The sequence below is a fragment of the Solwaraspora sp. WMMB335 genome, from assembly GCF_049179075.1.
Lineage (GTDB): Bacteria > Actinomycetota > Actinomycetes > Mycobacteriales > Micromonosporaceae > Micromonospora_E.
Genome location: NZ_JBMHMF010000001.1, coordinates 2,541,193 through 2,563,724, shown reverse-complemented (window position 1 = coordinate 2,563,724; position 22,532 = coordinate 2,541,193). Strand labels below are relative to the sequence as shown.

General features: G+C 70.0%; 22 protein-coding genes, 3 tRNA genes and 1 pseudogene. 14 read left to right on the top strand and 12 right to left on the bottom strand.

From position 1 onward, the window contains the following. The first annotated feature begins 17 nt into the window (after positions 1-17). Genes ACN27F_RS10865 through ACN27F_RS10855 form a run of 3 tightly spaced genes read left to right on the top strand, consistent with a single transcriptional unit; the run spans position 18 to position 2,825 of the window. Positions 18-851, top strand: coding sequence for a class I SAM-dependent methyltransferase (locus ACN27F_RS10865; protein WP_421433115.1), 834 nt, complete (start codon positions 18-20; stop codon positions 849-851). Further along, the gene (locus ACN27F_RS10860; protein ID WP_421433113.1) at positions 848-1,690 is read left to right on the top strand and encodes an MOSC domain-containing protein; all 843 of its coding nucleotides are present in this window, start codon (positions 848-850) and stop codon (positions 1,688-1,690) included. Before ACN27F_RS10865 ends, ACN27F_RS10860 begins: the two co-directional genes overlap by 4 nt. 43 nt (positions 1,691-1,733) lie before the next feature. Then, complete coding sequence (locus tag ACN27F_RS10855) at positions 1,734-2,825, top strand: expansin EXLX1 family cellulose-binding protein (protein ID WP_421433111.1); 1,092 nt, start codon at positions 1,734-1,736, stop codon at positions 2,823-2,825. 65 nt (positions 2,826-2,890) lie between these two features. Here ACN27F_RS10855 and ACN27F_RS10850 read toward each other — a convergent pair whose 3' ends face one another. The 4 genes from ACN27F_RS10850 to bcp form a co-directional block, all read right to left on the bottom strand. Then, positions 2,891-3,439, bottom strand: a complete 549-nt coding sequence (locus ACN27F_RS10850; protein ID WP_421433110.1) for a GNAT family N-acetyltransferase — start codon at positions 3,437-3,439, stop codon at positions 2,891-2,893. A gap of 164 nt (positions 3,440-3,603) precedes the next feature. Then, positions 3,604-3,686: transfer RNA gene (locus ACN27F_RS10845), tRNA-Leu, on the bottom strand. Further along, the gene (locus ACN27F_RS10840) at positions 3,672-4,349 is read right to left on the bottom strand and encodes a helix-turn-helix domain-containing protein (protein ID WP_421440100.1); all 678 of its coding nucleotides are present in this window, start codon (positions 4,347-4,349) and stop codon (positions 3,672-3,674) included. The genes ACN27F_RS10845 and ACN27F_RS10840 overlap by 15 nt, the downstream gene beginning before the upstream one ends. A gap of 366 nt (positions 4,350-4,715) precedes the next feature. Then, positions 4,716-5,207, bottom strand: a complete 492-nt coding sequence (bcp, locus tag ACN27F_RS10835) for a thioredoxin-dependent thiol peroxidase (RefSeq protein ID WP_421433108.1) — start codon at positions 5,205-5,207, stop codon at positions 4,716-4,718. 146 nt (positions 5,208-5,353) lie between these two features. Here bcp and ACN27F_RS10830 point away from each other — a divergent pair, with 146 nt between their 5' ends. The 4 genes and pseudogenes from ACN27F_RS10830 to ACN27F_RS10815 form a co-directional block, all read left to right on the top strand. Further along, a complete protein-coding gene (locus tag ACN27F_RS10830) occupies positions 5,354-6,079 on the top strand; it encodes an energy-coupling factor ABC transporter permease (protein ID WP_421433106.1) in 726 nt (241 codons plus the stop codon). Continuing rightward, a complete protein-coding gene (locus tag ACN27F_RS10825; RefSeq protein WP_421433104.1) occupies positions 6,076-6,465 on the top strand; it encodes a PDGLE domain-containing protein in 390 nt (129 codons plus the stop codon). Before ACN27F_RS10830 ends, ACN27F_RS10825 begins: the two co-directional genes overlap by 4 nt. A gap of 9 nt (positions 6,466-6,474) precedes the next feature. Next, positions 6,475-7,242 carry a cobalt ECF transporter T component CbiQ gene (cbiQ, locus tag ACN27F_RS10820; RefSeq protein ID WP_421433102.1) on the top strand — a complete coding sequence of 256 codons (768 nt, stop codon included), beginning with the start codon at positions 6,475-6,477 and terminating at the stop codon, positions 7,240-7,242. Next, positions 7,239-8,009 (top strand): annotated as a pseudogene (locus tag ACN27F_RS10815) (energy-coupling factor ABC transporter ATP-binding protein); the annotation flags it as partial. The gene cbiQ and the pseudogene ACN27F_RS10815, both read left to right, overlap by 4 nt. Here the strand turns inward: ACN27F_RS10815 and ACN27F_RS10810 are convergent. From ACN27F_RS10810 to ACN27F_RS10800, 3 genes are read right to left on the bottom strand one after another with little or no spacing between them, the layout of a single operon-like run. Beyond that, complete coding sequence (locus ACN27F_RS10810; protein WP_421433100.1) at positions 7,989-9,134, bottom strand: hypothetical protein; 1,146 nt, start codon at positions 9,132-9,134, stop codon at positions 7,989-7,991. The pseudogene ACN27F_RS10815 and the gene ACN27F_RS10810 sit on opposite strands and share 21 nt — an antisense overlap. A gap of 3 nt (positions 9,135-9,137) precedes the next feature. Continuing rightward, positions 9,138-9,848 (bottom strand): DsbA family protein, encoded by a 711-nt coding sequence (locus ACN27F_RS10805; protein ID WP_421433098.1) that lies wholly within the window; start codon positions 9,846-9,848, stop codon positions 9,138-9,140. A 34-nt stretch (positions 9,849-9,882) separates the two neighbouring features. Next, the gene (locus ACN27F_RS10800; protein ID WP_421433096.1) at positions 9,883-10,377 is read right to left on the bottom strand and encodes a MauE/DoxX family redox-associated membrane protein; all 495 of its coding nucleotides are present in this window, start codon (positions 10,375-10,377) and stop codon (positions 9,883-9,885) included. A 232-nt stretch (positions 10,378-10,609) separates the two neighbouring features. Here ACN27F_RS10800 and ACN27F_RS10795 point away from each other — a divergent pair, with 232 nt between their 5' ends. Together ACN27F_RS10795 and ACN27F_RS10790 are read left to right on the top strand one after the other, a co-directional pair. Further along, positions 10,610-12,274, top strand: a complete 1,665-nt coding sequence (locus ACN27F_RS10795) for a copper resistance CopC/CopD family protein (RefSeq protein WP_421440098.1) — start codon at positions 10,610-10,612, stop codon at positions 12,272-12,274. Positions 12,275-12,287: 13 nt separating this feature from the next. Beyond that, positions 12,288-13,139 (top strand): YcnI family protein, encoded by an 852-nt coding sequence (locus ACN27F_RS10790; RefSeq protein ID WP_421433094.1) that lies wholly within the window; start codon positions 12,288-12,290, stop codon positions 13,137-13,139. On the opposite strand, the gene ACN27F_RS10785 is transcribed toward ACN27F_RS10790, so the two are convergent. Then, positions 13,024-14,334 carry a glycosyltransferase 87 family protein gene (locus ACN27F_RS10785; protein ID WP_421433093.1) on the bottom strand — a complete coding sequence of 437 codons (1,311 nt, stop codon included), beginning with the start codon at positions 14,332-14,334 and terminating at the stop codon, positions 13,024-13,026. The genes ACN27F_RS10790 and ACN27F_RS10785 overlap by 116 nt on opposite strands. Before the next feature lie 105 nt (positions 14,335-14,439). On the opposite strand from ACN27F_RS10785, the gene orn reads away from it, so the two are divergent. Beyond that, a complete protein-coding gene (orn, locus tag ACN27F_RS10780) occupies positions 14,440-14,997 on the top strand; it encodes an oligoribonuclease (RefSeq protein WP_421440096.1) in 558 nt (185 codons plus the stop codon). Between the two features lie 124 nt (positions 14,998-15,121). Beyond that, positions 15,122-15,197, top strand: a tRNA-His gene (locus tag ACN27F_RS10775). 73 nt (positions 15,198-15,270) lie between these two features. Here the strand turns inward: ACN27F_RS10775 and ACN27F_RS10770 are convergent. Beyond that, on the bottom strand, positions 15,271-16,599 hold the full coding sequence (locus ACN27F_RS10770) for an Ig-like domain-containing protein (RefSeq protein ID WP_421433091.1): 1,329 nt from the start codon (positions 16,597-16,599) through the stop codon (positions 15,271-15,273). Between the two features lie 226 nt (positions 16,600-16,825). Beyond that, positions 16,826-18,103: an Ig-like domain-containing protein gene (locus ACN27F_RS10765; protein ID WP_421433089.1), complete on the bottom strand. Its 1,278-nt coding sequence runs from the start codon at positions 18,101-18,103 to the stop codon at positions 16,826-16,828. A 186-nt stretch (positions 18,104-18,289) separates the two neighbouring features. Here ACN27F_RS10765 and ACN27F_RS10760 point away from each other — a divergent pair. Continuing rightward, a tRNA-Lys gene (locus ACN27F_RS10760) sits at positions 18,290-18,365 on the top strand. Here the strand turns inward: ACN27F_RS10760 and ACN27F_RS10755 are convergent. Next, positions 18,344-20,026 carry a tyrosine-type recombinase/integrase gene (locus ACN27F_RS10755; protein WP_421433087.1) on the bottom strand — a complete coding sequence of 561 codons (1,683 nt, stop codon included), beginning with the start codon at positions 20,024-20,026 and terminating at the stop codon, positions 18,344-18,346. The two genes, ACN27F_RS10760 and ACN27F_RS10755, sit on opposite strands and share 22 nt — an antisense overlap. A gap of 143 nt (positions 20,027-20,169) precedes the next feature. Between ACN27F_RS10755 and ACN27F_RS10750 the strand changes: the two genes are divergently transcribed. Continuing rightward, positions 20,170-20,400 (top strand): hypothetical protein, encoded by a 231-nt coding sequence (locus ACN27F_RS10750; RefSeq protein ID WP_421433086.1) that lies wholly within the window; start codon positions 20,170-20,172, stop codon positions 20,398-20,400. A 473-nt stretch (positions 20,401-20,873) separates the two neighbouring features. Continuing rightward, on the top strand, positions 20,874-21,047 hold the full coding sequence (locus ACN27F_RS10745) for a hypothetical protein (protein ID WP_421433084.1): 174 nt from the start codon (positions 20,874-20,876) through the stop codon (positions 21,045-21,047). A gap of 46 nt (positions 21,048-21,093) precedes the next feature. Here ACN27F_RS10745 and ACN27F_RS10740 read toward each other — a convergent pair whose 3' ends face one another. Further along, a complete protein-coding gene (locus ACN27F_RS10740) occupies positions 21,094-22,503 on the bottom strand; it encodes a relaxase/mobilization nuclease domain-containing protein (RefSeq protein ID WP_421433082.1) in 1,410 nt (469 codons plus the stop codon). Positions 22,504-22,532 lie beyond the last annotated feature (29 nt).

Below are 22,532 nucleotides of genomic sequence, written 5' to 3'. Positions count from 1 at the left end.
GTGGTAGAAACCAGCCCGTGGATCGCACGAGGCTCCGTCGCACCCTGGCCCGTACCCCGCTCGCCCCGGTGGCCGCCTTCCCCACCCGGATGCTGCGGGTGGCCCGCCACGACGCGCAGGTCCTCAGGACCTCCGCCCGCTGGCTGTTCACCTCCCGCGAGCACCACAACTACACGTACGACCTGACCCGGCTCAGCCGCGAACACCTCGCCTGGTTCGTCGCGATCACCTGTGACGTGCCGGTCAAGCAGGTCAAGGCGTATCTCGACGAGATCGAGTCCGACCAGGAGCTGCGCCGGCACATCGAGACCACCACCGCCACCGCGGCCCGCCGTGGCCTCGCCGACCGCACCGTCCGCTACGCCCGCCGGATCGGCTGGTACGCCATCGTCCGGGCCCGCCGCCCCGGGCACATCGTGGAAACCGGCGTCGACAAGGGACTCGGCAGCTGCGTCCTGGCCGCCGCCCTGCTGCGTAACACCGCCGAGGGCCACCCCGGCCGGGTCACCAGCCTGGACATCAACCCCGAAGCCGGCTACCTGGCCAAGGCCGAACCCTGGTCCACGGTGGTCGACCTGGTGATCGGCGACTCGATCGCCAGCATCGGCGCGCTGGACCGGCCGGTCGACCTGTTCCTGCACGACAGCGACCACAGCTCCGCGCACGAGCGACGCGAGTTCGAAGCCGTCGAGGCCCACCTCGCCTCCGGTGCCATGCTGCTCACCGACAACGCCACCAGCACCAACGTGCTCGCCGAATACGCCGAACGCACCGGGCGCAAGTTCCTCGCCTACCGGGAGACCCCGGCCCGGCACTGGTACGTCGGCGACGGGATCGGCCTGGCCTGGTGACCGGCGCCAGGGTCGCCGCGCTGCACACGTACCCGGTCAAGGGGTGCCGCCGGCTCGACCACGCCGACGCCCGGGTCGAACCCTGGGGTCTGGCCGGCGACCGCCGCTGGATGATCATCGACCCGGAGGGTGTCGGCCTCACCCAGCGCACCACCCCGCGCCTGGTCACCATCCACCCCCGGACCGCACCCGGCCGGCTCGTCCTGCGCGCTGTCGGCCGGCCCGCGCTCGACGTGCCGGAACCGGTCGACGGCCGACCGGTGCCGGTCCGGGTCTTCCGGAACATGGACCCGGTCCCGGCCCGGCTCGCCGGCGACGCCGCCACGGACTGGCTCGGCGACCTGCTCGGCCGGCCCGCCCGGCTGGTCTGGCTCGCCGACCCGACCGCCCGCGCCGTCGACCCGATCCACGGCCACCCGGGCGACGTGGTCAGCTTCGCCGACGGTTACCCGCTGCTGCTGACCAACACCGCCTCCCTCGACATGCTCAACGGCTGGCTCGCCGAGACCGGCGACCCGGCCGTGCCGCTGCCGATGGACCGCCTCCGGCCCAACATCGTCGTCGCCGGTGTCGAGCCGTGGGCCGAGGACACCTGGCTGGGCACCCGGCTGCGGATCGGTGCCGTCACCTTCCGGGTGGCCAAGTCCTGTGCCCGCTGCGTGGTCACCACCACCGACCAGGACACCGGCGAACGCGGCGAGCAGCCGCTGCGAATCCTCGCCCGGCACCGCCGGGTCGCCGGTAAGGTCCTGTTCGGGGTCAACATCATTCCGGAAACGGGTGGCCCGATCGCCACCGGTGACCCGGTTCACCCAGAATCACCCTTAGGTCTCACTTAGGACCATTGCTCTGCCGTACCGCCATCGGGCAGCATCACCGTTCGTGACCGACGACGCGACCAGCGACCGGCCCTCGATATGGCGTCGCGGCGGCCACCGGGTGCCGATCCGCTGGACCCGGTGGCTCGCCGGCTGCGGCGCGGCCGCCGCCGCAGCGGCCCTCGGCCTGGCGCTGACCGCCCAGGTCGGTGCCGCGCCGGCCTGCGCCGCGCCGCCGGTGGGTGGCACCACTCACCAGGGCAAGGCAACCTTCTACGACTCGCAGGGACAGGGTGGCAACTGCTCGTTCGGCTCCGCGCCGACCAACCGGATGTACGTGGCGCTCGGCCCGAACGAGTACGCTGCAGCGGCGGCCTGCGGCGGCTACCTCGACGTCACCGGGCCGCGTGGCAGCGTACGGGTCATCGTCATGGATCAGTGCCCGGAGTGCCCGACCGGGCATATCGACCTGTCCCGGGAGGCGTTCGCCCGCATCGCCGACCCGGTCCAGGGGATCGTCCCGGTCAGCTACCGCGCCGTGGTCGACCCGCCGGTCGGCCCGCTCGCCTTCCGGATCAAGGAAGGCGCCTCGCAGTGGTGGTTCGCGGTGCGGGTCACCGACCACGGCAACCCACTCGCCTCGGTACAGGCTCGGATCGGGTCCGGCTGGCGCACGCTGGTCCGGCAGGACTACAACTACTGGCTCGCCGACGACGGCCTCGGGCCCGGCCCGTACACCCTGCGGGTCACCGACGTGTACGGCAACCAGGCGGTCGCGTCCGGCATCCGGATGGCGCCGGAGCAGGTGCAGACCACCGACGTACGGCTGTACGGCGCCGGTGCCGGTGCTGCCGGTTCGGGTTCCGCCTCGGGTGGGTCCGGCTCGGCCGACACTGGCTCAGCCGACGCCGACGCCGACGCCGACGCCGGTTCCGGCACTGGCTCCGGCTCTGGCGACTCCGGCCCCGGCGGGGAACCGCGACCGGCGCCGTCCGCCGCGCCGCCCACCGGGGTCCCGGCGACCGGCCCACCGGCAGCGGCCACCGGGGCGGCCACGCCCGGCGCGTCGGCACCCTCCGGTGCCGCCGACAGCAGTGGTAGCCGGGGGAGCGTCGCCGGACCATCGCACGATCAGTGTGGGCGTCAGAGAACCTAAGTACACCTGTTGCCGCAGGTCGGGCCGGCGGTCGAACACGCCGGTCCGCGCCGCTCCCGGCGCCGTCAGTCGAGGTCGCGCCACATGATGATCTCGTCGCGGTCGTCACCGTCGGCCACCCGTAGCGCGCCGGGTAGCCGACCCACCTCCCGGTAGCCGCACCGTTGGTAGAACGCGGGCAGGCCGTGCCCGTCCCGGACGGTGACCTGGAGCGCCGCGAGACCCATCTGCCGGGCGACCCGCTCCGCCTCGGCCATCAGAGCCGTGCCGTAGCCGCGGCCCTGCCGGTCCGGTGCGACCACCACCCGCTTGAGCACTCGCCAGTGCTCCTTGAGGTCGAACCGGTTGCTGGTGATGAAGACGAACGCCGCCAGCCCGGCCGCGTCGTAGCCGACGAGCAGCCGGTCGACGCCGGCCGCGACCGCGGCGAACGTGTCCTCGGCGGTCGGGCGCACCCGGTCGGCGGTCACCGGAGCGACGAACCCGACCGCCCCTCCGGCGTTGGTGGCGTCCGTCCAGATGGCGATCACTCGCTCGCGTAGGCCAGCGTCGAGTGGTGGGTCAAGTTCGAACTGCACCGGTGGATTATGGATCTCGTTGCAGCCTCGGAGCATCGTCAGTAGCTCGGCTGCCCCGGACCATAGCCGTGACCCACAGTCACCTGCGGCGATGCCGACGCCGGGATATCCGGTTCGGGCGTAAATCGGGGACGACCAGGCAATCCGGCGGCTGATGCGATCAACCCAGCCCGGCACCGTGGAGCGAGAGCCCCCGGAAGTGCGGGAGGGGGGAGTCGAACCCCCACGTCCTTCCGGACAACAGGACCTAAACCTGCCGCGGCTGCCATTACGCCACTCCCGCCGACTCGACCGAGTCTAGAGTGTCCCAGTGGCCACTGCCCTCCCGGCCTGCCCTGTCGCGGTGATCTTGGCCATGCTGAGCCGCAGCCGCAGCCGCAGCGCGACGCGCCGAGATGGTGGAGAGCTTTGCCGATTGCAGAATGCGAGTGACCGACCCGTGACTGATCACGCAGCCTCTCGGGCCGGCGGCACGTAGCTCACGCGCGAGACGCTTTGGCCCCAGATCTGGGTTGTCGAGAGCGAATGCGATTACCCGATCGCGATGAGCGGCTGCTCGACCGCGCCGTTGACGTGGATGGCCGGCGGATTCGGCTGCCATTCTGTGCCGTAGTCGGTACACATGGTTACGGTGGCATCCGATCAACCGGGCTGCCGCAGAGACGCCGAGCAGACCATCGTCGACCTGACGTAACACCGCTGAGACATTTACCGGTTTACCCGTTCTGGGTGGCAGCGCTGGAGCCGGTTGTGTGATCGGCTTCGTGGCGAGCGGGCGTTGTCGATTGCGCCCGGCGTAGTTGGCTGTCTGGGTGTGGCAGTTCGGACACAACAGCCTAAGGTTCTCCGGCCGACAGTCCCAGAATCGTCCGTCAACATGATCGACCTGCAGGGTCAGTGGTCGTCCGTTCCACTGCTCGCCGGTGCCGCACTCCGAACACACCATCGGTACGCCGAGTTCGGTAAGCGAGCGACGCAGGATGTCAGGGTGTGCGCGGCGCCGCTCGGGAGCACGTAGCACCAGTACCTCGTCGGCCCTGCGACGGCGCCGTGAACTGCCACTGGCCACCGGACCTGTGAAGTGGGATCGGTCGATGCCGAGGGCGTCGATCCGCCGCCGCAGGTGCGCATGCGAACCGCCATTGATGGGCAGCCCGAGAAAGCGTAGTACAGCGCACATGTTCGAGGATTGCTCGACGGCCTGCCGCAGCAGCTCCGGTGAATAACGCATGGCTGGAGGCTAGCGGGCCGGTATGACATTGGCGTCGATCGTAGGCTAACGGCCGGTTGGTCTGATAACAGCTGGGCTCACTCAGTCCAGGCCGAGGTCGCGGCGCAGCTTGGCGACGTGGCCGGTGGCCTTGACGTTGTAGAGCGCCTTGGTGATCCGCCCGTCCGGGTCGATGACGAAGGTCGACCGGATCACGCCGGTGACGGTCCGGCCGTACAGCTGCTTCTCGCCGTAAGCGCCGTACGCGGTGAGCACCGTCTTGTCCTGGTCGGCGACCAGCGGGAAGGTGAGGCCGTCGCGCTCCCGGAACTGAGCCAGTTTGCTCGGTTCGTCCGGCGAGATGCCCACCACCTCGTAGCCGGCGGCCTGCAGCGACGCCAGCGAGTCGCGGAAATCACATGCTTGCTTGGTACAGCCGGGCGTCATCGCCGCCGGGTACGCGTACAGCACGACGTTGCGTCCGCGTAGCTCCTTGAGGGACAACTGGTCACCGGTGTCGGTCGGCAGGGTGAAATCCGGGGCCGGATCCCCTGGTACGAGGCGGACGGGGCCAGCGGACGAAGCAGCGGTCATGCGAGGGAGCCTACCGGCCGGCAGTGGGCCGGCCGTGGGCCGGCCGTGTCGCCACGGCTGGCTAGTTGCATCCTCTATGCAAGAGCACCGACACCGAAATAGGCTGGTCACGCGACCCCTCGGACTCCCAGCTTCGGAGGAACCTCGTGGACCCCCTCGCACTCCACATCCAGAACGGGGTGCTCAACGGCCCCGTAGCGATCAGTTACGCGGTGATCGCCGCAGTGGGCTTCGCGTACTGCGTGGCTCGCGGCCGCCGCGACCTCGACGACCGGCTCGCCCCGATGGCCGGGCTGGTCGCCGCCTTCATTTTCGCCGTCCAGATGCTGAACTTCCCGGTGCTGCCCGGGGTCAGCGGCCACCTGCTCGGCGGCGCGCTCGCCGCGCTGCTGGTCGGGCCATGGGTCGGCGCACTGTGTGTGTCGATCGTGCTGATCGTGCAGGCGCTGGTGTTCGCCGATGGCGGGGTCACCGCGATCGGCCCGAACATCACCAACATGGCTCTGGTCGGCACCGCCGCCGCGTACGGGCTGATCTTCGTGCTGCTGCGGGTGCTGCCGCGCAACCCGACCGGGCTGGCCGTGACCGCCTTCGTCGCCTCCGTGGTCAGCGTGGTGGCCGCCGCGCTGAGCTTCGTCCTGCAGTACGCCCTCGGCGGCACCACCCAGCTGCAGGACGTCGGCCTCGGGCAGGTGCTGGCCACGATGGTCGGTACCCATGTCCTGATCGGCGTCGGCGAAGGGCTGATCGCCGCGGTCACCGTGGTCACCGTCGCCAGGACCCGCCCAGACCTGGTGTACGCCCTACGCGGGCTGCGGCCCGCCGCCGGTGCCGCCAGCAGCCGGAACGTCCCCGCCGGAGGTGCGGCATGAAGCGCAACACCGGATTCCTGCTCGCCGGCCTGCTGGTCTCGCTGCTGCTCGCCGCAGTGGTGAGCAACTTCGCGTCCGGCTCACCGGACGGGCTCGACTCGGCCTCGACCAAGGGCTGCGTGCTCGACGAGAACGAGGAGATCGTCGGCGGCAGCTGCATGGCGCTCGGTGCCGAGGACCACGAACTGGCCGACAGTCCGTTCGCCGACTACGGTCTGACCGCACTGGACAACGAGTTCCTTGGTACCGCCGTCGCGGGCGTCGTCGGGGTGCTGCTCACCTTCGCGGTCGCCGGCGGCCTGTTCTGGCTGTCGCGGGGCCGCCGACAGGCCGCAGAGTCGGCCGCGGCCGGCGGGCCGCCGGGCGGGCCGGTCGGCGCCGAGTAGCCTGCCGGGATGGGCGCAGGACACGCGCATCTGCTGCACCGCGACGGTGACGGCCCGGTGCACCGGCTGGCGCCAGAGGTCAAGATCGCGGCGATGCTGGCCTTCACCGTCGTGGTGGTGGCCACGCCGCGCGTGGAGCTGTGGGCCTTCGGCGGGTACGCGGTGCTGATCGCGGCGGTCGCCGCGGTCGCCCGGGTGCCCGCCGGCTGGCTGGCCCGCCGGTCACTGATCGAGGTGCCGTTCGTGGTCTTCGCCTTCGCCCTGCCATTTCTCGCCGGCGGCGAGCAGGTCACCGTCGCGGGTGTACGCCTGTCGGTGGAGGGCCTCTACGGCGGCTGGAACATCCTGGCCAAGGGCACTCTCGGGGTGCTCGCCTCGCTGCTGCTGGCGGCGACCACCACCAGCCGGGACCTGCTGGTCGGGCTGGACCGGTTGCGCTGCCCGGCGATCGTCACCCAGATCGCCGCGTTCATGCTGCGCTACCTGGACGTGCTGGTCGGTGAGGCGCGGCGGATGCGTATCGCGCGCATCTCGCGCGGCGACGATCCCCGCTTCCTGTGGCAGCTGCGTGGGTTCGCCGCCGGCGTCGGCGCGCTGTTCCTGCGGGCCTTCGAACGCGGCGAGCGGGTCTACCTGGCGATGGTCTCGCGCGGGTACGCCGGCCGGATGCCACCGGCCTGGCAGGCCGCCTCGGTGGCGTCCACCGGCCAGTGGCTGGCGGCCGGGGCACTGCCGGTGGCCGCCGCGGCCGTCGCCGTGGCTGCGGTGCTGGGATGACGGCGGTCACCGCGGACACCCGGGACAGCAGTCATGTTCCGCCGTCGCTGCAGGTGCGCGATCTGCACTTCGCATATCCGGACGGCCACTCGGCGCTGCGCGGAGTGGACCTGACGGTGCCCAAGGGTGCCCGGGTGGCGTTGCTCGGCCCGAACGGGGCGGGCAAGACCACCCTGGTGCTGCACCTCAACGGTGTACTGGCCGGTGGCGGCGGGCGGGTCACCGTCGCCGGGCTGACCGTGGACGGCCGGCGGACGACCCTGGCCGAGATCCGTCGCCGGGTGGGCGTCGTCTTCCAGGATCCGGACGACCAGCTGTTCCTGTCGACGGTGGCCGAGGACGTCGCCTTCGGGCCGGCGAACCTGGGCCTGCGCGGCGCCCAACTCACCGCCCGGGTCGACGAGGCGCTCGCCGCGGTCGGCATGTCCGAGCACCGTGACCGTGTCCCACAGCACCTGTCGTTCGGTCAGCGCCGGCGAGTGGCGGTGGCGACCGTGCTGGCCATGCGCCCGGAGATCCTGGTGCTCGACGAGCCGTCGTCGAACCTCGACCCGGCGGCCCGGCGGGACCTCGCGCAGATCCTGCACCGGCTGCCGGTGACGATCCTGATGGTCACCCACGATCTGCCGTACGCGCTGGAGCTGTGCGAGCGCTCGGTGATCCTGGACGCCGGACGGGTGGTCGCCGACGGCCCGACCGCGCAGCTGCTGTCCGACGAACAGTTGCTTGCCCGGCACCGGCTCGAACTACCGGTCGGCTTCGACCCGGACCTCGCCGTCCGTCAACTGGCCGCTCGTCGGATCGCCACGGTGCGGGGCTCCGGCGCGGGGGACCCTGGCCCGCAGCCGTAGCACGGCGGCGACGGCCACCGCCGTACCGCAGGCGAGAACGGCGGCGACGGTGAGCCGTGGCCACAGCGCCGGCCCCGGCACCGGAGCGACCGCCCGGGTGAACACGGCGGCGTTGCCGGCACCGGCGAAGATCGCCAGGCAGGTGCCGGCGAGCGCAAGCCCGAAGTCACCGCCGGCGCGGCTGGCGGCGTAGCCGGCCGCCGCCACCGCGGCGACACCACTCAGCAGCGCCCACACCGGGCCACGGGCCAACGCGGACGCGAGTTCCAGCGGGCCGGCGGCACCGGCGTCGAACGCCCGGGCCACGACGTAGCCGATGGCGACCAGACCGGCCGCGCCGAGCAGGCCGGCGGCGAGCCGCCCGGCACCGGTGGGCCGCCCGCCCGCTGAGCGCCGACCGGCGGCGTCGCGGCCACGCCGGTCGGCGGCGAGCAGGCCGGCGGTCAGCAGCACCGCACCCAGCAGCGTGCCGGCCCACCACAGCGAGGGGTCGGGTGGCGGGATCCAGTCCAGCGTGCCGCGTACCTCGAACGGGGTCACCCCGTCACGTAGCGGGACACTCCACTGGCGTACCTGGTGCGGGCGGTCCGGCTCGGCCTGTACGGCGGCCGGCAGGGCGTCGCCGAGCCAGTAGGTTCGCTGGTCGTGCCAGCGGGCCACCGGTTCGTCGCTGACCCGCTGCCAGGCCGGTGGCGCGGTCGGGTCGGCTGTGTCGGGCACGGCGGTGTCGCCGGCCAACGTCCGGTTCTGGTAGGTGGTGGGGGAGCGGAGGTTCTCGAACACACCGGTCGGGCGGATTTCCAGATACGGCTCGCCGCCGTAGCCGAGCACCTCGATCGGCCGGCCGGTGTGGTTGGCGAGTTCCAGGCGCGCGCCGGCCTCGATCACCCGTACGGTGAGTCCGTCGACGGCCGGGCTGATCCCGGTCACGCTCACCCGGTAGTCGGTGGCTGCCGGCGCGTCCGCGCCGTGCGCCGCGGCCGGGGTCGCGGTGCCGGCCAGCAGCGCGGCGGCGGTGATGAGTACGGCGGTGACGCGCATGGGTCAGCCGGCCGCCTCCACGGCGGCGACGATCGCGTCAGCACTGTTGGTCACCCGTTCGCCGGCGACCAGCACGGTCGGGGTGCCGGTGACGCCAGCCCGGCTGGCCTGCTCGGTGACGTGCTCCGGCCAGCTGTGGTAGGTGCCGTCCTGGACGCACTGGCCGAAGCTGGTGGCGTCGAGTCCGACTCCGGTGCCGATCTCGATCAACTGCTCGTCGGTCAGGCCGGGGCCGCCTTCGGCCGGTTGCTGCTCGTAGAGTGCGGCGGCGTACTCGTGGAACGTGCCGCCGTCGGCCGCGCAGCCGGACGCGGCGGCCGCCCGCGTCGAGTACGCGGTGCTGCTGAGCCGGTCGAGGATGGCCACGGGGTGGAACACCAGGGTGATACTGCCATCGTCGACGAGCTGGTCGAGGGTCGGGCCGACCTGCTCCTCGAACTGGCGGCAGGCGGGACAGAGGAAGTCGGCATAGAGATCGACGGTGACCGGCCCGTCGCCGCTGGCGATGCCGGTGTCGTCGGCGACGGCCGCGGCCGGGGCGGTGTATCCGTCGCTGCGTTGGGTCTGGTAGACGGTCCAGCCGATCAGACCGGCGAGGACCAGCGCGACCGCGGCGATGACCGAGGTCCAGAGGGTCCGTTGCCGCCGCCGTTCCCGGGCGAGCTGCTCGCGTACCACCCGGGCGGCCTTCTTCTGCTCAACTCGTCGGCTCATCGCCGTCACCGCCGATCTGTGAAAGGAATCTGGTCTATGTAAGGATTCGGTCCAGGTGCGAATCTGTCGAGAACCGGCTGCGCGGGAACCACAGCAGGAATCCGGCCAGGACGAGGAATGCCAGGTCGCGGGCTATCTCCAGGCCGTAGCCGGGGTTCTGGCCGGCGGCGAGCTCGCCGCCGGTGCCGAAGCAGCCGCAGTCGATGCGCAGGCCGCGCGTCCAAGCGGAGGAGATGCCGGCGACGAAGATCACCAGTAGCGCGCCGGAGACACCGGCGGCCAATCGGGTGGCCAGTCCGGCGACCAGGAGCGCGCCGAGGGCCAGCTCGACGAAGGGCAACGCGGCACCGACAATCATTGCCAGGTCGTACGGGAAGATCTGGTACGCGTTGACGGCTCGGCCGGAGGCGGCCAGGTCGGTGACCTTCGAACCGCCGGCGACCAGCCAGACCGCGGCCAAGCCGAGGCGGACGGCGGTGCTGAGCCACGGCTGGAGCGTCGGCCAGCGCACGCCCGTGCTGCCTGTCATGGTTGATTAGTCGTTTCGTATCCGACGTTGGGTTCCACGATGTTATGACATCAAACCCGATTTTTGGATGGTCTGCGTCACATCTGCGGCAGGGGTGGGCGAATACCGGGGCTGAACTCCGGCGGGGCTGTCGCTTTCGTGACTGATTCGGGTGGAACTTTACGGTTGCGTCACCCGACCAATCGATGATGAGGGAGAGCCGGGTCGCGGTAGGTCGGGCCGACCGGCGAACATATGCGACATGACTGCCGCAACGAATCGATGGGTCTCGCGTCTCGCGGCCGTCGCCGGCCTGTTCCTGGCCGCGCTGCCCGCCGTACTGCTGCCCGCCGCGCCGGCCAGCGCGCACGCCGTCCTGGTCAGCACCAGCCCGGTGCTGGACTCGGTGCTGCCCAACGCGCCGGCCGAGGTGGTACTCACCTTCTCCGAGTCGGTCCGCGAGGTGCCGGACCGGGTGCGGGTTATCGCCCCCGACGGCCAGCGGGTCGACCAGGGCGAGCCGGTCTTCGACGGCGCGGTGGTCATCATCACGGTGGACCAGCAGTCCTCCCGTGGCACCTACCTGGTCAGTTACCGGGTGATTTCGGCCGACGGCCATCCGGTCTCCGGCGGGTTCACCTACTCGGTCGGTGCCCCGTCGGCGGTGCCCACCGACGAATCCGCCGGTGCCGACACCGACCCGGTGGTCAGCACTCTGGTCCAGGTCGCGAAGTTCTTCGGGTACGCCGGCCTGATGCTGATCGTCGGGCCGGCGCTGGTGCTCAGCATGCTCTGGCCACGCCGGCTGTCGCGCACCGGTGCGGGTCGGGTGGCCTGGACCGGGCTCGGGGTGCTGGCGGCGGCGACCGTCGCCGGCATCTGGCTGCAGGCGCCGTACGTCACCGGGGGTGGGCTGACCGACGTCGACGGCGCGGCGCTGCGGGACGTCCTCGGCAGCGGTCTCGGCGCCGCACTGCTGGTCCGGCTCGGCGTACTGGCCGCCGCCGCGGTGCTGCTGCGGCCGTTCCTGGCCGGCGCCGACGGCCGCAGCGACCGGATCCTGCTCGGGGTGCTTGCCGTGGTCGGGACGTTCACCTGGCCGCTGGCCGGTCATCCGTCCGCGTCGCCGGTGCCGGCGGTATCGGTGGTGGTCGACTCGGCCCACCTGGCCGGCATGGCGGTGTGGCTGGGCGGCCTGGTGATGCTGGCGGTGTTCCTGCTGCCCCGCGCCGACGAACGCGAACTGGGCGCGATCCTGCCGATCTGGTCGCGGTGGGCCGCGCTGGCGGTGTGCACGCTGCTGCTGGCCGGCACGGTGCAGGCACTGATCGAGGTCGGCACGCTCGAGGCGTTGATCAGCACCACGTACGGGCGGTTGCTGTTGACCAAGATCAGCCTATTCGTGGTCGTGCTCGCGGTGGCGGCGTACTCGCGCCAACTGGTGCGCAACCGTACCGCCGCCGGCCGGCCCGGCCGGGTCCGTCAGGCCGTCATCGCGGAGCTGGCGGTCACCGTGGTGGTACTGGCGGTCACCTCGGTGCTGGTGCAGACCACCCCGGCACGGACCGCGATCGGCGAGGACCTGCGGGCCACCAGCGGCTACTTCTCCGCCACGCTCACCAGTGACATCTACTCGTTGCAGGTCGAGGTCGATCCGTCCCGTCGGGGCAACAACTCGGTCCACCTGTACGCCTACACTCCCGAGAACCGCCCACAGCCGGTGATCGAGTGGCAGGCGACCGCGGCGCTGCCCGCCGAGGGGGTGGAGCCGATCGAGATTCCGCTGCTGCCGCTGACCGACAACCACGCCACCGGGGAGATCAGCCTACCGACCGCGGGAGACTGGGAACTGCGTATCACGGTCCGCATTTCCGACATCGACCAAGCTACCGTGTCCACCACCGTGGAGATCAACTAGAGAGGGTGCTTCCATGCTCCGTCACCGACGCACGCTGGCCCGCGCCGTGGGACTCACCGGCGCGGCCGTCCTCGTCGGCGTCTTCGGGTCGGCCGTTCCCGTGGCGGCCCACATCACCGTGAGCCCGGAACAGGCCATCGCCGGCGACTACGCACGCCTGGCGTTCCAGGTGCCGAACGAGAGCGACTCGGCCAGCACCACCCAGGTGGAGCTCGTGCTGCCGGAGGATGCCCCGGTCGCCTCGGTGACGCTGCTGCCGGTCGCCGGCTGGACGGCCAGTGTCCAGCGGCAGCCGGTGGACCCGCCGATGGAGGTGCACGGTGCCCAGGTGACCGAGGCCGTCGCCCGGATCGTGTGGACCGCCGACGATCCGGAATCGGCCGTCCAGCCCGGCGAGTTCCAGGAGTTCGTCGCGATGATGGGTCCGCTGCCCGACGTCGACCAAATGGTGTTCAAGTCGCTGCAGACCTACTCCGACGGCAACATCGTACGGTGGATCGAGGTGCCGGTGCCCGGCCAGGACGAGCCGGCCACGCCGGCGAGCCTGCTCACCGTGCTCGCCGCCGCCGACGAGCCGGCGGCCGGCGACGGCACCGGTCCCGGGGACGGGGCCGCGACCGGTGGTGAGTCACCGGCCGGCGAGGAATCCGCCGCCGGGGATGCCGGAACCGGATCGGGGCTGGCGCTCGGTACCGGCATCGTCGGCCTGCTCGCCGGCCTCGGCGGGCTGTTGCTCGGTGGCCTGGCGTTCATCCGGACCCGTCGCGCCGAGCCAGCTCCGCCGACGCCGGCTTCTTCGGCGACCCCGGCCGGTCAGACGGCGTCGGCCGATGATCCGGCGGCGTCCGGCGGGTCGGCAGGCTGACCAGCAGCAGCGCGGCGGCCAGCACGTAGAGGTTGCGCAGTCCGAAGGTGACCGGATCATCGGTCGGCACCAGCTCGTGACCCCAGTCGATCAGCGACACCACACCGAATACCAGCGCGGCGAACACCGTCGCGGCCAGCGCCAGCAGGCCGGCGGACCGGGCCCGGTCCGCCGGCCGCAGGGCGGCGTCGACCAGCACGATCAGTGCCGGTACGAACCAGTAGACATGGTGTGGCCAGGTGATCGGGGCGATCAGCGCGCCGACCAGTCCGGTCAACGCCAACCCGGCCAGTTCGTCGCCGGCCCGGGCCGCCCGGGCGGCCCGCCACAGCCCGAAACCGGCGACCGCGACGACCAGGACCAACCACAGCAGCCGGGGCGACTCGTCCGGCGCGACCAGCCGAGCGAGCAGCCCCTGCACCGACTGGTTGCCGGTGTAGTCGGTGCGACCCACCCGCTCGGTGCTCCACAACTCGTGGGTCCAGAACCGCCACGACTCGGCCGGCGCGACCGCCGCCGCGAGCAGCGTCGCGCCGGCCGCCGCGAGACAGGACACCAGAGCTGCCCGCCACCGCCGGGTGGCCAGCAGATAGACGATGAAGATCCCCGGGAACAGCTTGATCGCCGTGGCCAGGCCGATGCCGACACCGGCCCAGCGCGACCCGCGCGGTACGGCGTACCGCAGGTCTGCCACGATCAGCACCACCAGCAGCATGTTGAGCTGCCCGAGGAAGATCGTCTCCCGGGTCGGTTCGATCAGCACCACCAGCGGTACGGTCAGCCCGACCAGCCACCACACCGGCAGCCCGCGCCGGCGGGCGACCGGGGCGAGCAGCCAGCGGGTGGTGACCACCACGGCCAGCAGGGTACCGATGGTGAAGATCGTGGCGGTGGCGCCGGTGGGCAGCACGGCGAACGGGCGCAGCAGCAGCGCCGTGAACGGGGGATAGGTGAAGTAGAGCTCGCCCTGCACCGGGTCGGGTTGCACGTAGTCGTACAGCGGCCGGCCCGACGCCCACCAGCGCATGGCGCTGAGGTAGATGCGCAGGTCGTAGAAGTTGTGCCGGTTGCCGTACCAGATCAAGGCCGTGACCACGGCGGTGCTGAGCCCGGTGACGATCGCGATGCGTCGCATCGCGACGTACCGTCCAGGTGAGCGTGACGCGACGCGGTCGGGCGCGGTGTCGGCGGGCACGCCGCGAGCCTAACCGGACACCCGTACGCGGTGATCAGCTGCCGGCTGGACGGCGGCGCGTAGGCTGTCCGCGTGACTGATCTTCTTGTCTGGATCGACTGTGAGATGACCGGGCTCGATCTCGGCAAGGACGCGCTCATCGAGGTGGCGGCGCTGGTCACCGACTCGGATCTCAACGTGCTCGGCGAGGGGATCGATCTGGTGATCCACGCCGACGAGGAGTCGCTCGCCGGTATGCCGGACGTGGTCCGCGAGATGCACGCCAAGTCGGGGCTCACCGACGCGGTCCGCCGCTCGACGGTCAGCCTGGCCGAAGCGGAGGACCATATTCTGGAGTACGTGACCGGCCTGGTCCGGGAGCCGCGGACCGCGCCGCTGTGCGGCAACTCGATCGCCACCGACCGGGGCTTCATCGCCCGGGACATGCCGCGGCTCGACGCCTACCTGCACTACCGCATGATCGACGTGTCGTCGATCAAGGAGCTGTGCCGGCGCTGGTACCCGCGGGTCTATTTCGGCCAGCCGGCGAAGGGGCTGTCGCACCGGGCGCTGGCGGACATCCAGGAGAGCATCCGGGAGCTGGAGTACTACCGGCGCGCCATCTTCGTGCCGCTGCCCGGCCCCGACGTCGACGCGGCCAAGGCGATCGCCGCTGGCTTGTAGCCGGCCCGCCACGACAGCGCCACCGGCCGGTACGTGTCGGCGGGAACCCTGTCGACGTGAAGCGCTGCGATAGGGCTATCATTGGTCGGCACCGCGCACGGCGATCCGCCGGGTGAGGTTCTTGGTGGCTGTAGCTCAGCAGGTAGAGCACCGGGTTGTGGTCCCGGGTGTCGAGGGTTCAAGTCCCTTCAGTCACCCCACATCGACAGGGTCGGTCAGGTTGATCCTGACCGACCCTTCGTCAGCTGTGTCGTCTCGCGCTGCCCGACGACCTCAGGCCTGCGGGTCCGGGCTGGAGCTCTGTCCGGTGCCGTCGTCCGGCGAACCGGTGCTGTCCTCGTCCTCGTCGTCCGGTGACGCGGCGGCCGGCGGCTCGTACGGCACGACGCTGCTGGACACGAGGTCGTCCCAGCTGAGGTTCCACACCGTCCAGCCGTTGCCGATGGCGATCTTACGCTCGGTGCCCTTGACCGTGATCGGGTCGCCGACCTTGGTCTGGTTGAACAGCCACTTGGCGTTGTCCATCGACATGTTGACGCAGCCGTGCGACACGTTGCGTACGCCCTGGTCGCCCACGGACCACGGGGCGGCGTGGATGAACTCGCCACCCCAGGTCAGCCGCTGGGCGTACTCGATGTCGATCCGGTAACCCTCCTCCGGACCGAGCTCTTCCATGGTGTCGAAGACGGTCTCCGTGAATTTCTCCATCACCACCATGGTGCCGCTGGAGGAGGGCGTCTTCGGCTTGCCGAGGCTGACCGGGATCTGTTTGACCACCTGGCCGTCCTTGGTGACGACCATCTTCTTGGTGGCGTTGTCGACGGTCATGACCAGCGCCGCACCGATCTCGGCCTGCACGGTCAGGTCGTTGCGGCCGTACCAGCCGTCACCCAACGGCAGACCACCGGCCTGCACCTTGTAGAACAGCTCGGTGCCGGCCTGCCAGAACTCGCGCGGCCGGTACTGGACCTCGGTCGGGCTGACCCAGTGCCAGATCCCTTCCTGGACCGGTGTGCTCTGCACACTCATCCGGCGCTGCACGTCGTCGCGATAGTCCTCGGGGATGTTGCGGCTGAACCGAACGATCAGCGGCATGCCGACCCCGACCACCGCGCCGTCGCCAAGGAAGCTGGAGACCCGGACCTGGTTCTGCGGCTGTGCCATCGTACGGAAGTCGTGGCTGACCGTGGAGGTCCTGCCGTCGTCACCGGTCACCGTCACCGTGGCGGTGTACGCCGCGTCGTATTCGAGCTGGCCGGCCGGCAGAAATTCGGTGCCGGCCGCGTTGACCTCGCCCGCTACCGGGTCGCCGGCGGCGTCGGTGAGCTCGACGGTGGTCTCCACCGCCTCGGTGGTGGCGAACGTGATGGCTGTCGAGGTTGGCACCTCGGCGGCGTCGGCGGCCGGCTCACTGATGGTCGCCTGGGCCTTCGGGCTCGGCTCGGGTTCGGCCCCACCCTGCCAGGTGGGTGCGCCGCCGCTACCGGTGCAGGCGCTGGTGAACGTCAGCGTGGCGGCGAGCGCGACGGCTGCGAGCGCCCGCAGGGCCGGCGGGTGTGCCCGTCCGGCTCGCGGCGTTACCTTGTTACGGCTGACTCGCATGATCCCCTCACGAAAGTTCGGTCCCCAGACCCATCGTCCATCAAAGACGCGATGGGGCAACTCCCGGGTTCGTGCCTCAACCGAACCAGCACCGTCGCGGCCTCCGATATTCCCGGTTCATGCCGGTATATAGGCGACTGCGACGGTGCAACCGGTCTCGTCATCGTTCGTCATTAAAATGTCTTGATGTAGTTCTCTTTCCCCGGGCACGTTCGCGCTACACGCGTCAACCCGAGGTAGCCGTCGGGATGGGTGCCGGCGTCGGTGAGCCGGACCCGGCGGCGGCGGTCGGCTGCAGGTCTGCCGGAACCGGCAGGGCACTACCTTTGACGAACTCGGCCCAACTGAGGTTCCACGCCGTCCAACCATTGCCGTCGACCAGCTTACGCTCGGTGCCCTTGACCGTGATCGGCGTGCCGACCGCGGTCTGGTTGAACAGCCACTTGGCGTTGTCCATCGACAGGTTGACACAGCCGTGCGACACATTGCGTACACCCTGGTCGCCCACGGACCACGGGGCGGCGTGGATGAACTCGCCACCCCAGGTGATGCGCTGGGCGAACGAGATGTCCGTACGGTAGCCCTCGGTCGGCCCCAACTCGGCGAACGTGTCGAAAACCGTCTGCTCCTGCTTGTCCATCACCACCATCGTGCCGCTCGACGACGGAGTGCTCGCCTTGCCCAAGCTGACCGGCATCTGTTTGACCAGCTTGTCATCCTTGAACAGCGACAACTGCTTGCTGGCGTTGTCGACCTCCATGGTCACCTTTTCGCCGATCGTGGCGGTGGCCGAGCGGTCCATGTCGCCGTAGCGGCCATCCCCGGTCGGGTGACCGGCCAGCGCGATCCGGGTGCTCAGCGTGGTGCCGGCCTGCCAGAAGTCCGGCGCCCGGTAGAAGGCCTGGGTCCCGTTGGACACCCAGTACCAGGTGCCCGGCTGCGGCGGGTCGGTGGAAACGAACATCCGCCTCTGTACGCCGGCCCGCTGTTTCTCCGGAATGCCGGGGAAGAACTCGACGACCACCGGCATCGCCACTCCGTACGTCCGTCCCTCGAACAGGTACAGGCCGGTGCCGGTCTGCGCGCCGGTCTTGCCCATCGTGGTGAACGTCGTGGTCTTCGTTTCCTCGTCACCACCGGCGCTGGTCGCGACCACCGTGGCCGTGTACTTCTTGGAGTACTTGAGTGGTTTGTCCGGCACCCAGGAGGTGCCGTCGTCGCGCATGCTGCCGCTCAGCTCGTCGCCGCCGGACTCGGTCAGCGTCACCGAGGTGATCTCTCCTCCACTGACCGTGGTGCCGATCTCCGTACTGACCGGCAGGTCCTTCGCGTCGGTCTGCGGCGTTACATCAAACTTGTACGGCTCCGGCGGTGTCGGACTCGCGGTCGCCGCCTTGCCGTTGACGAATCGTGGCGCCTTGTCCGTCCCGCAGGCCACCAACGCCGCCGGGGCGATGACTGCCAGTGTCACCGCGACCGGCCAACTCCTCCTGACCCTGTCCATCCCAGTCCCCGTTCCTCGTTGCGTCCCTGCCGACATCGTGCATCACCCGCCACGGCGTTCGTGCCTGATCCGGAAGGGTGCCAGATCCGTGCACGTGGGCAGGTCGGCCGGACAGTCGGCTCGTCGCCGGCAACCGGTTGGAAGCTGTGTCGCCCAGCGTGCTAGGGTTGCCGGCGTTGTCAGCGAGCGCCGCTAGCTCAACTGGCAGAGCAGCGGACTCTTAATCCGCGGGTTGTAGGTTCAAGTCCTACGCGGCGTACCACTCCGACCTGCGCGTCGATCCCTCTTTGGATCGGCGCGCTTCGTCGTCCATGGGTCACGGGAGACCGAAGGGAGACCATCCGTCCCCGTAGCCGCTTCGTCACTGACTGATTTCACGGCGCGCGGCACGATGCCGGCTATCTTCTCGGCCGCCTCGCGGGCGAGTCGGGGCGAGACGCTGGTGTACGTGTCGCGGGTGAGGGTACTCGTGGAGTGACCCAGCTCTTCTTGGACGACCTTGATGTCGACGCCCCCTTCGAGGGCCAACGTCGCGGCACCGTGCCGGAGGTCGTGCAGGCGGATCGGAGGGAGTCCGGCTGCTGCGACCAACTCGTTGAAGTGCTTGGTGACGTCTGCTGGATGTAGGGCGCTGCCGTCTTCGTGGGTGAAGATTCGCCCCGAGTTGATCCACGTGCCACCCCAGGCTAGGCGCTCGGCGACTTGACGTTTGCGCCACGCCTCTATGACCTTGAGGGTGATGTCATCGAGCGTGAGTTCACGCCCGCCGGCATCGCTCTTCGGGGCGCCCGGCTCGACTGCCCAGCCGAGTTGCACAAGCTGCTCGGTGATCTTGAGGGTGTGTGCCTGTTTGTTGAGGTCTACCCAGCGGCTGCCGCACGCCTCGCCCCGTCGGGGCCCGCGGTAGGCGATCAGGTGGTATAGCGGGTACAGGCGGTCGTTGTGGATGGAATCGAGGAAGTAGCCGGTCTGCTCGGCAGTCCAGACCATCACCGGCGAGGGGCGCTCCGTCGTGTCAAGGTGGTCGATCTCCACGAGCAGCCGGTGGACGGCAGAAACGTCGTGCCGCTCGCGGGCGGCACCCAGCTCGAGCGCTGCTGCAGCGTGCCGTGCTCGATTCTCCTTCCAAGCTTCGACCCGCGCGTCGGTCCACATCAAGGCTTTTGGACGTTTGCCGGAGTCAAGCTCCACTAGCTTGGCTGGGTTGATGGTGATCATCTGCTCCCGGATCCAGTGGTTGACCGCAGCTCGAAGCGTTGCCCGGATTCGCTGCTTCGTCGCGGCGCCAACGATGCGACGCCCCTTGACCTTCCTCCGCTGCTCGGGGTCGCCGGACACTCGTGCTGATCGGATGAACTCGTTGTTGGCGTCGATCTCGTCGAACATCGTGGAGATGTGTACCCGCCGAAGCCGGTCGATGGGCAGGTGCCCGAGGTGGGGCTTCAGGTAGAGGCGGATGTGCCCCTCGTACGACCGGCGTGTGCCCTTAGCGATCTTGCGCCCGGCCAGCCACTCGTCGAGGCCCTGCTCGACCAGCATGTCCCCGTTGATGATCTGGCCGGACTGGTAGCGCCTGCGCGTCTCGTCGTAGTTGGGCAGAGGCTGCTTTGTCTTGAGCGCCCGTTCGATGGCGGTGAGAATGTCTTGGCGGGCCTGATCGCCCGATACGCCGGCGTCGGGGATGGCAAGCAGCAGTTCGACTTGCTGACGGGCGTTGTCGGCCTCGGTCTGTGTGGCGTAGCCGCCCCGTTTCATCACCTTCCGTTGGGCCCCGTGGATGACCGGGAGCTCGACCCGGAAGTACCACTGGCCGTGTCGCGGGTTCCAGGCCCCGTCCTTGCGGTGCAGCGACGGACAGTTCGCGCCGAGTTCGCGGCCTGCCTCTCCGCGGCATCGGCATCTCTTGTACGTAGAACCGCTCACAGTGTCCTCCCCATCTGAAACGGTACCTAAACAAGGTACCTATAAAAGGTACCTTGAAGAATCTGCGGGTGGGTACCCGTGTTGCTGCATGGATGTGGCAAGGTCGTCGTACTGCCCTGAACCCCGTAGGCAAGGAGTCCCCGATGCCGCGACGCCGCAGCGTGGATCCCGCCCTGCCAGCACTACCTGAGCGCGAGAAGCGGGATCAGCAGGTGAAGATCAGGCTGACCCTGCGCGAGGTTCACGAGCTCGGGAAGCTACGACCCGATCTGGTGCCCTCGGGCATCGTCGCGTTGCTGGTGGACGACGTGCTTGCCGGTCGTTACCGGCCCGACTGGGCTGTGCCGGACGGGGACGCCGGCCAGGCCGGCTGAGGACGATCGCCATGCAAGGCACCGTCTCGGCTAGCCGTTACCGGAAGGGTTACGGGTAGCGCGGCCCAGACGTCCAATTCGAGCCCAGACCATCGGCAAGCGAACGCAGCGCTGCCGCCAGCACGAGGAACTGTTTCACTAGCAGCGCACGCCCCGATCTACCGCCGTAGTCAGTTGACCTGGTGGTGGGCGCGCGAACATCGGGTGTCGGCGTGGCAGCAGGCGCCCTGCTGGCGACCGACGTAGCCTGGAGTCCAACCAAGAGGGACCGGCATTCCTTTGCCGGGAGCGTGGGGTGAGCACCTCCGGCAGATCCCGCCGGGTGCCCCACGCGCGGCGTATCAGCGGGCAGCCCGTACAGCGCGGGCCATGCGCCGACGTAGCCCAGTGATCGGTCACCAGGGTCGCGGGGGCGGCTCGGGTGCGAGTGGCCCCAGGCGTAACCGAGGGCGCGAGCCGACGGAGGAACCGTCATGGCCCGATCCACACCGATGGACCACGAGTCTGCCGACCGCATCAGCGCTGCGGCCGAACGTGATCCGGACTCGCCGACCGCGACCAGCGGCTTCGACGACCGGGCGCAGGAGGCAGCCGGCCGCAACGACGCGGAAGATCCGTACGACTACGACGACTACGACATCGAGTAGACGGATCAAAGGAGTGCCCACCGTCCCGCTGAGGGATGGTGGGCACTCACGTCACGCGGCCACGGGGCTGACCTCGTTCCCGAGTTGCTGGTGCAGGTACGGTGCCTGCTCGGGCGCCTGCCAGAGCGGTAGCGGCGTTCGCCGCGACCGCGCGAAGGTTTTCGGCGGCTTGTCGGGCTGCCTGAGCCTGGTGCAGCCTGTCTTGGGCCTCGCGGAGGTTGGCGAGGTTGTCCGCGATCATGGACAGGCGCAGTATGAGCTGGAGCGCCGCGGTCGTGTCGTCCTCGCTGGTGAGCCGGCCCGCTGCCGCGATGAGTCGGGACATGGATCGGAGTTGACCTGCGGCGGGGTGCGGGTGGCGGGGGAGCCGCCGATATGGTTCCCGGGTTGCGCGGTCGAAGGTTTCTGAGGCGTCGGTGAGGGTCCCGCCTTTGCGCCCCTCGAAGGCTCGTGCGGTGGAGGCGAGGAGGTCGGCTGCGGCGTAGGCGAGGGACGCGGTGTCGTCCTCGTCGCCGCTAGGGTCCTCTGCTAGGTGTCGGGCGCTGCGGTCCGCGGTTGCCGTTGCTCTGCGGAAGGTGTCTGCTCGGTGCTGGGCACTTGGGCGTTTCGTGGCACCGCGTGGGTGGGTGCCGGGGCCCGAGTCCCAGCGTTGTCGGAGTTGGGGGAGGGTGAGGTCTGGGGCGAGTCTGCCGCCGCCGTACCAGACGGTGTCGCCGGTGCTGGTGTGGTGGTCGGGGAGTCCGACGGCATAGCCGGTGACCTCGTCTGGGTTGGTAGTGCTGTGCCGGAGCCGTACGAGGACACCGGTGGCCTGGAGCCGGTTGAGGAAGTCGTCCTCGCCGATGGATGCTGCTGCGGCGGCGCGAACCTCGCGGCGGAGCCTGTCCCGTGGGATTTCCGGGCGGCCCTGGCGGTGGCTCTTGTTCTGTTCGGCGGCGGTGGGGCGGCGGTGGCTGGTGTGGTCGACCGGGCCGACCTGATGGAGGCCGTAGCGTTGTTCGAGGTCGCGGGCGGCGGTTTGGGCCTTGAGGCGTTCGTTCCAGGCCCAGACGGTTTCGCCGTCTTGCCGTACCAACGTGGCCACGATGTGGATGTGATCGTCGGCGTGACGGACCGCGACCCAGCGCACGGCGTCCGGGTCGCCGTGCGGAGCGATGCCGACGGCGGCGACCATCTCGGCAGCTATGTGCGCCCATTGGCTGTCGCTGAGAATGCGGTCGGTGATGTGGTTTCGGACGGAGGCGTGCCAGACGTACTTCTGCGGCGGGTTCCTGCCGGCGCGTACGGGCTGTTCGAGCAGCCTGGCGAGGTTCCGGATGTCGTGGCGGCCGGTTGGCCCGGTCGGGGGTTCCAGCGATGGCAGTTGACCGGGGCCGGACCAGGCGGCGACGAGGTGCGGGTTGACGTGTTCCTCGCTCTTCCCAGGACCGAACAGGTAGCGGAGCAGGCCGCCCACGTTCGTGCCGCGGGGATGGATGGCGGGGA

Coding starts and splice junctions, on each gene's coding strand:
- ACN27F_RS10805 (WP_421433098.1), bottom strand. CDS start 9,848: ATGAGCCGACGAGTTGAGCAGAAGAAGGCCGCCCGGGTGGTACGCGAG.
- orn (WP_421440096.1), top strand. CDS start 14,440: ATGACCGGGCTCGATCTCGGCAAGGACGCGCTCATCGAGGTGGCGGCG.
- ACN27F_RS10800 (WP_421433096.1), bottom strand. CDS start 10,377: ATGACAGGCAGCACGGGCGTGCGCTGGCCGACGCTCCAGCCGTGGCTC.
- ACN27F_RS10825 (WP_421433104.1), top strand. CDS start 6,076: ATGAAGCGCAACACCGGATTCCTGCTCGCCGGCCTGCTGGTCTCGCTG.
- ACN27F_RS10850 (WP_421433110.1), bottom strand. CDS start 3,439: ATGCTCCGAGGCTGCAACGAGATCCATAATCCACCGGTGCAGTTCGAA.
- ACN27F_RS10790 (WP_421433094.1), top strand. CDS start 12,288: ATGCTCCGTCACCGACGCACGCTGGCCCGCGCCGTGGGACTCACCGGC.
- cbiQ (WP_421433102.1), top strand. CDS start 6,475: ATGGGCGCAGGACACGCGCATCTGCTGCACCGCGACGGTGACGGCCCG.
- ACN27F_RS10745 (WP_421433084.1), top strand. CDS start 20,874: ATGGCCCGATCCACACCGATGGACCACGAGTCTGCCGACCGCATCAGC.
- ACN27F_RS10840 (WP_421440100.1), bottom strand. CDS start 4,349: ATGGTGTGTTCGGAGTGCGGCACCGGCGAGCAGTGGAACGGACGACCA.
- ACN27F_RS10810 (WP_421433100.1), bottom strand. CDS start 9,134: ATGCGCGTCACCGCCGTACTCATCACCGCCGCCGCGCTGCTGGCCGGC.
- ACN27F_RS10765 (WP_421433089.1), bottom strand. CDS start 18,103: ATGGACAGGGTCAGGAGGAGTTGGCCGGTCGCGGTGACACTGGCAGTC.
- bcp (WP_421433108.1), bottom strand. CDS start 5,207: ATGACCGCTGCTTCGTCCGCTGGCCCCGTCCGCCTCGTACCAGGGGAT.
- ACN27F_RS10770 (WP_421433091.1), bottom strand. CDS start 16,599: ATGCGAGTCAGCCGTAACAAGGTAACGCCGCGAGCCGGACGGGCACAC.
- ACN27F_RS10750 (WP_421433086.1), top strand. CDS start 20,170: ATGCCGCGACGCCGCAGCGTGGATCCCGCCCTGCCAGCACTACCTGAG.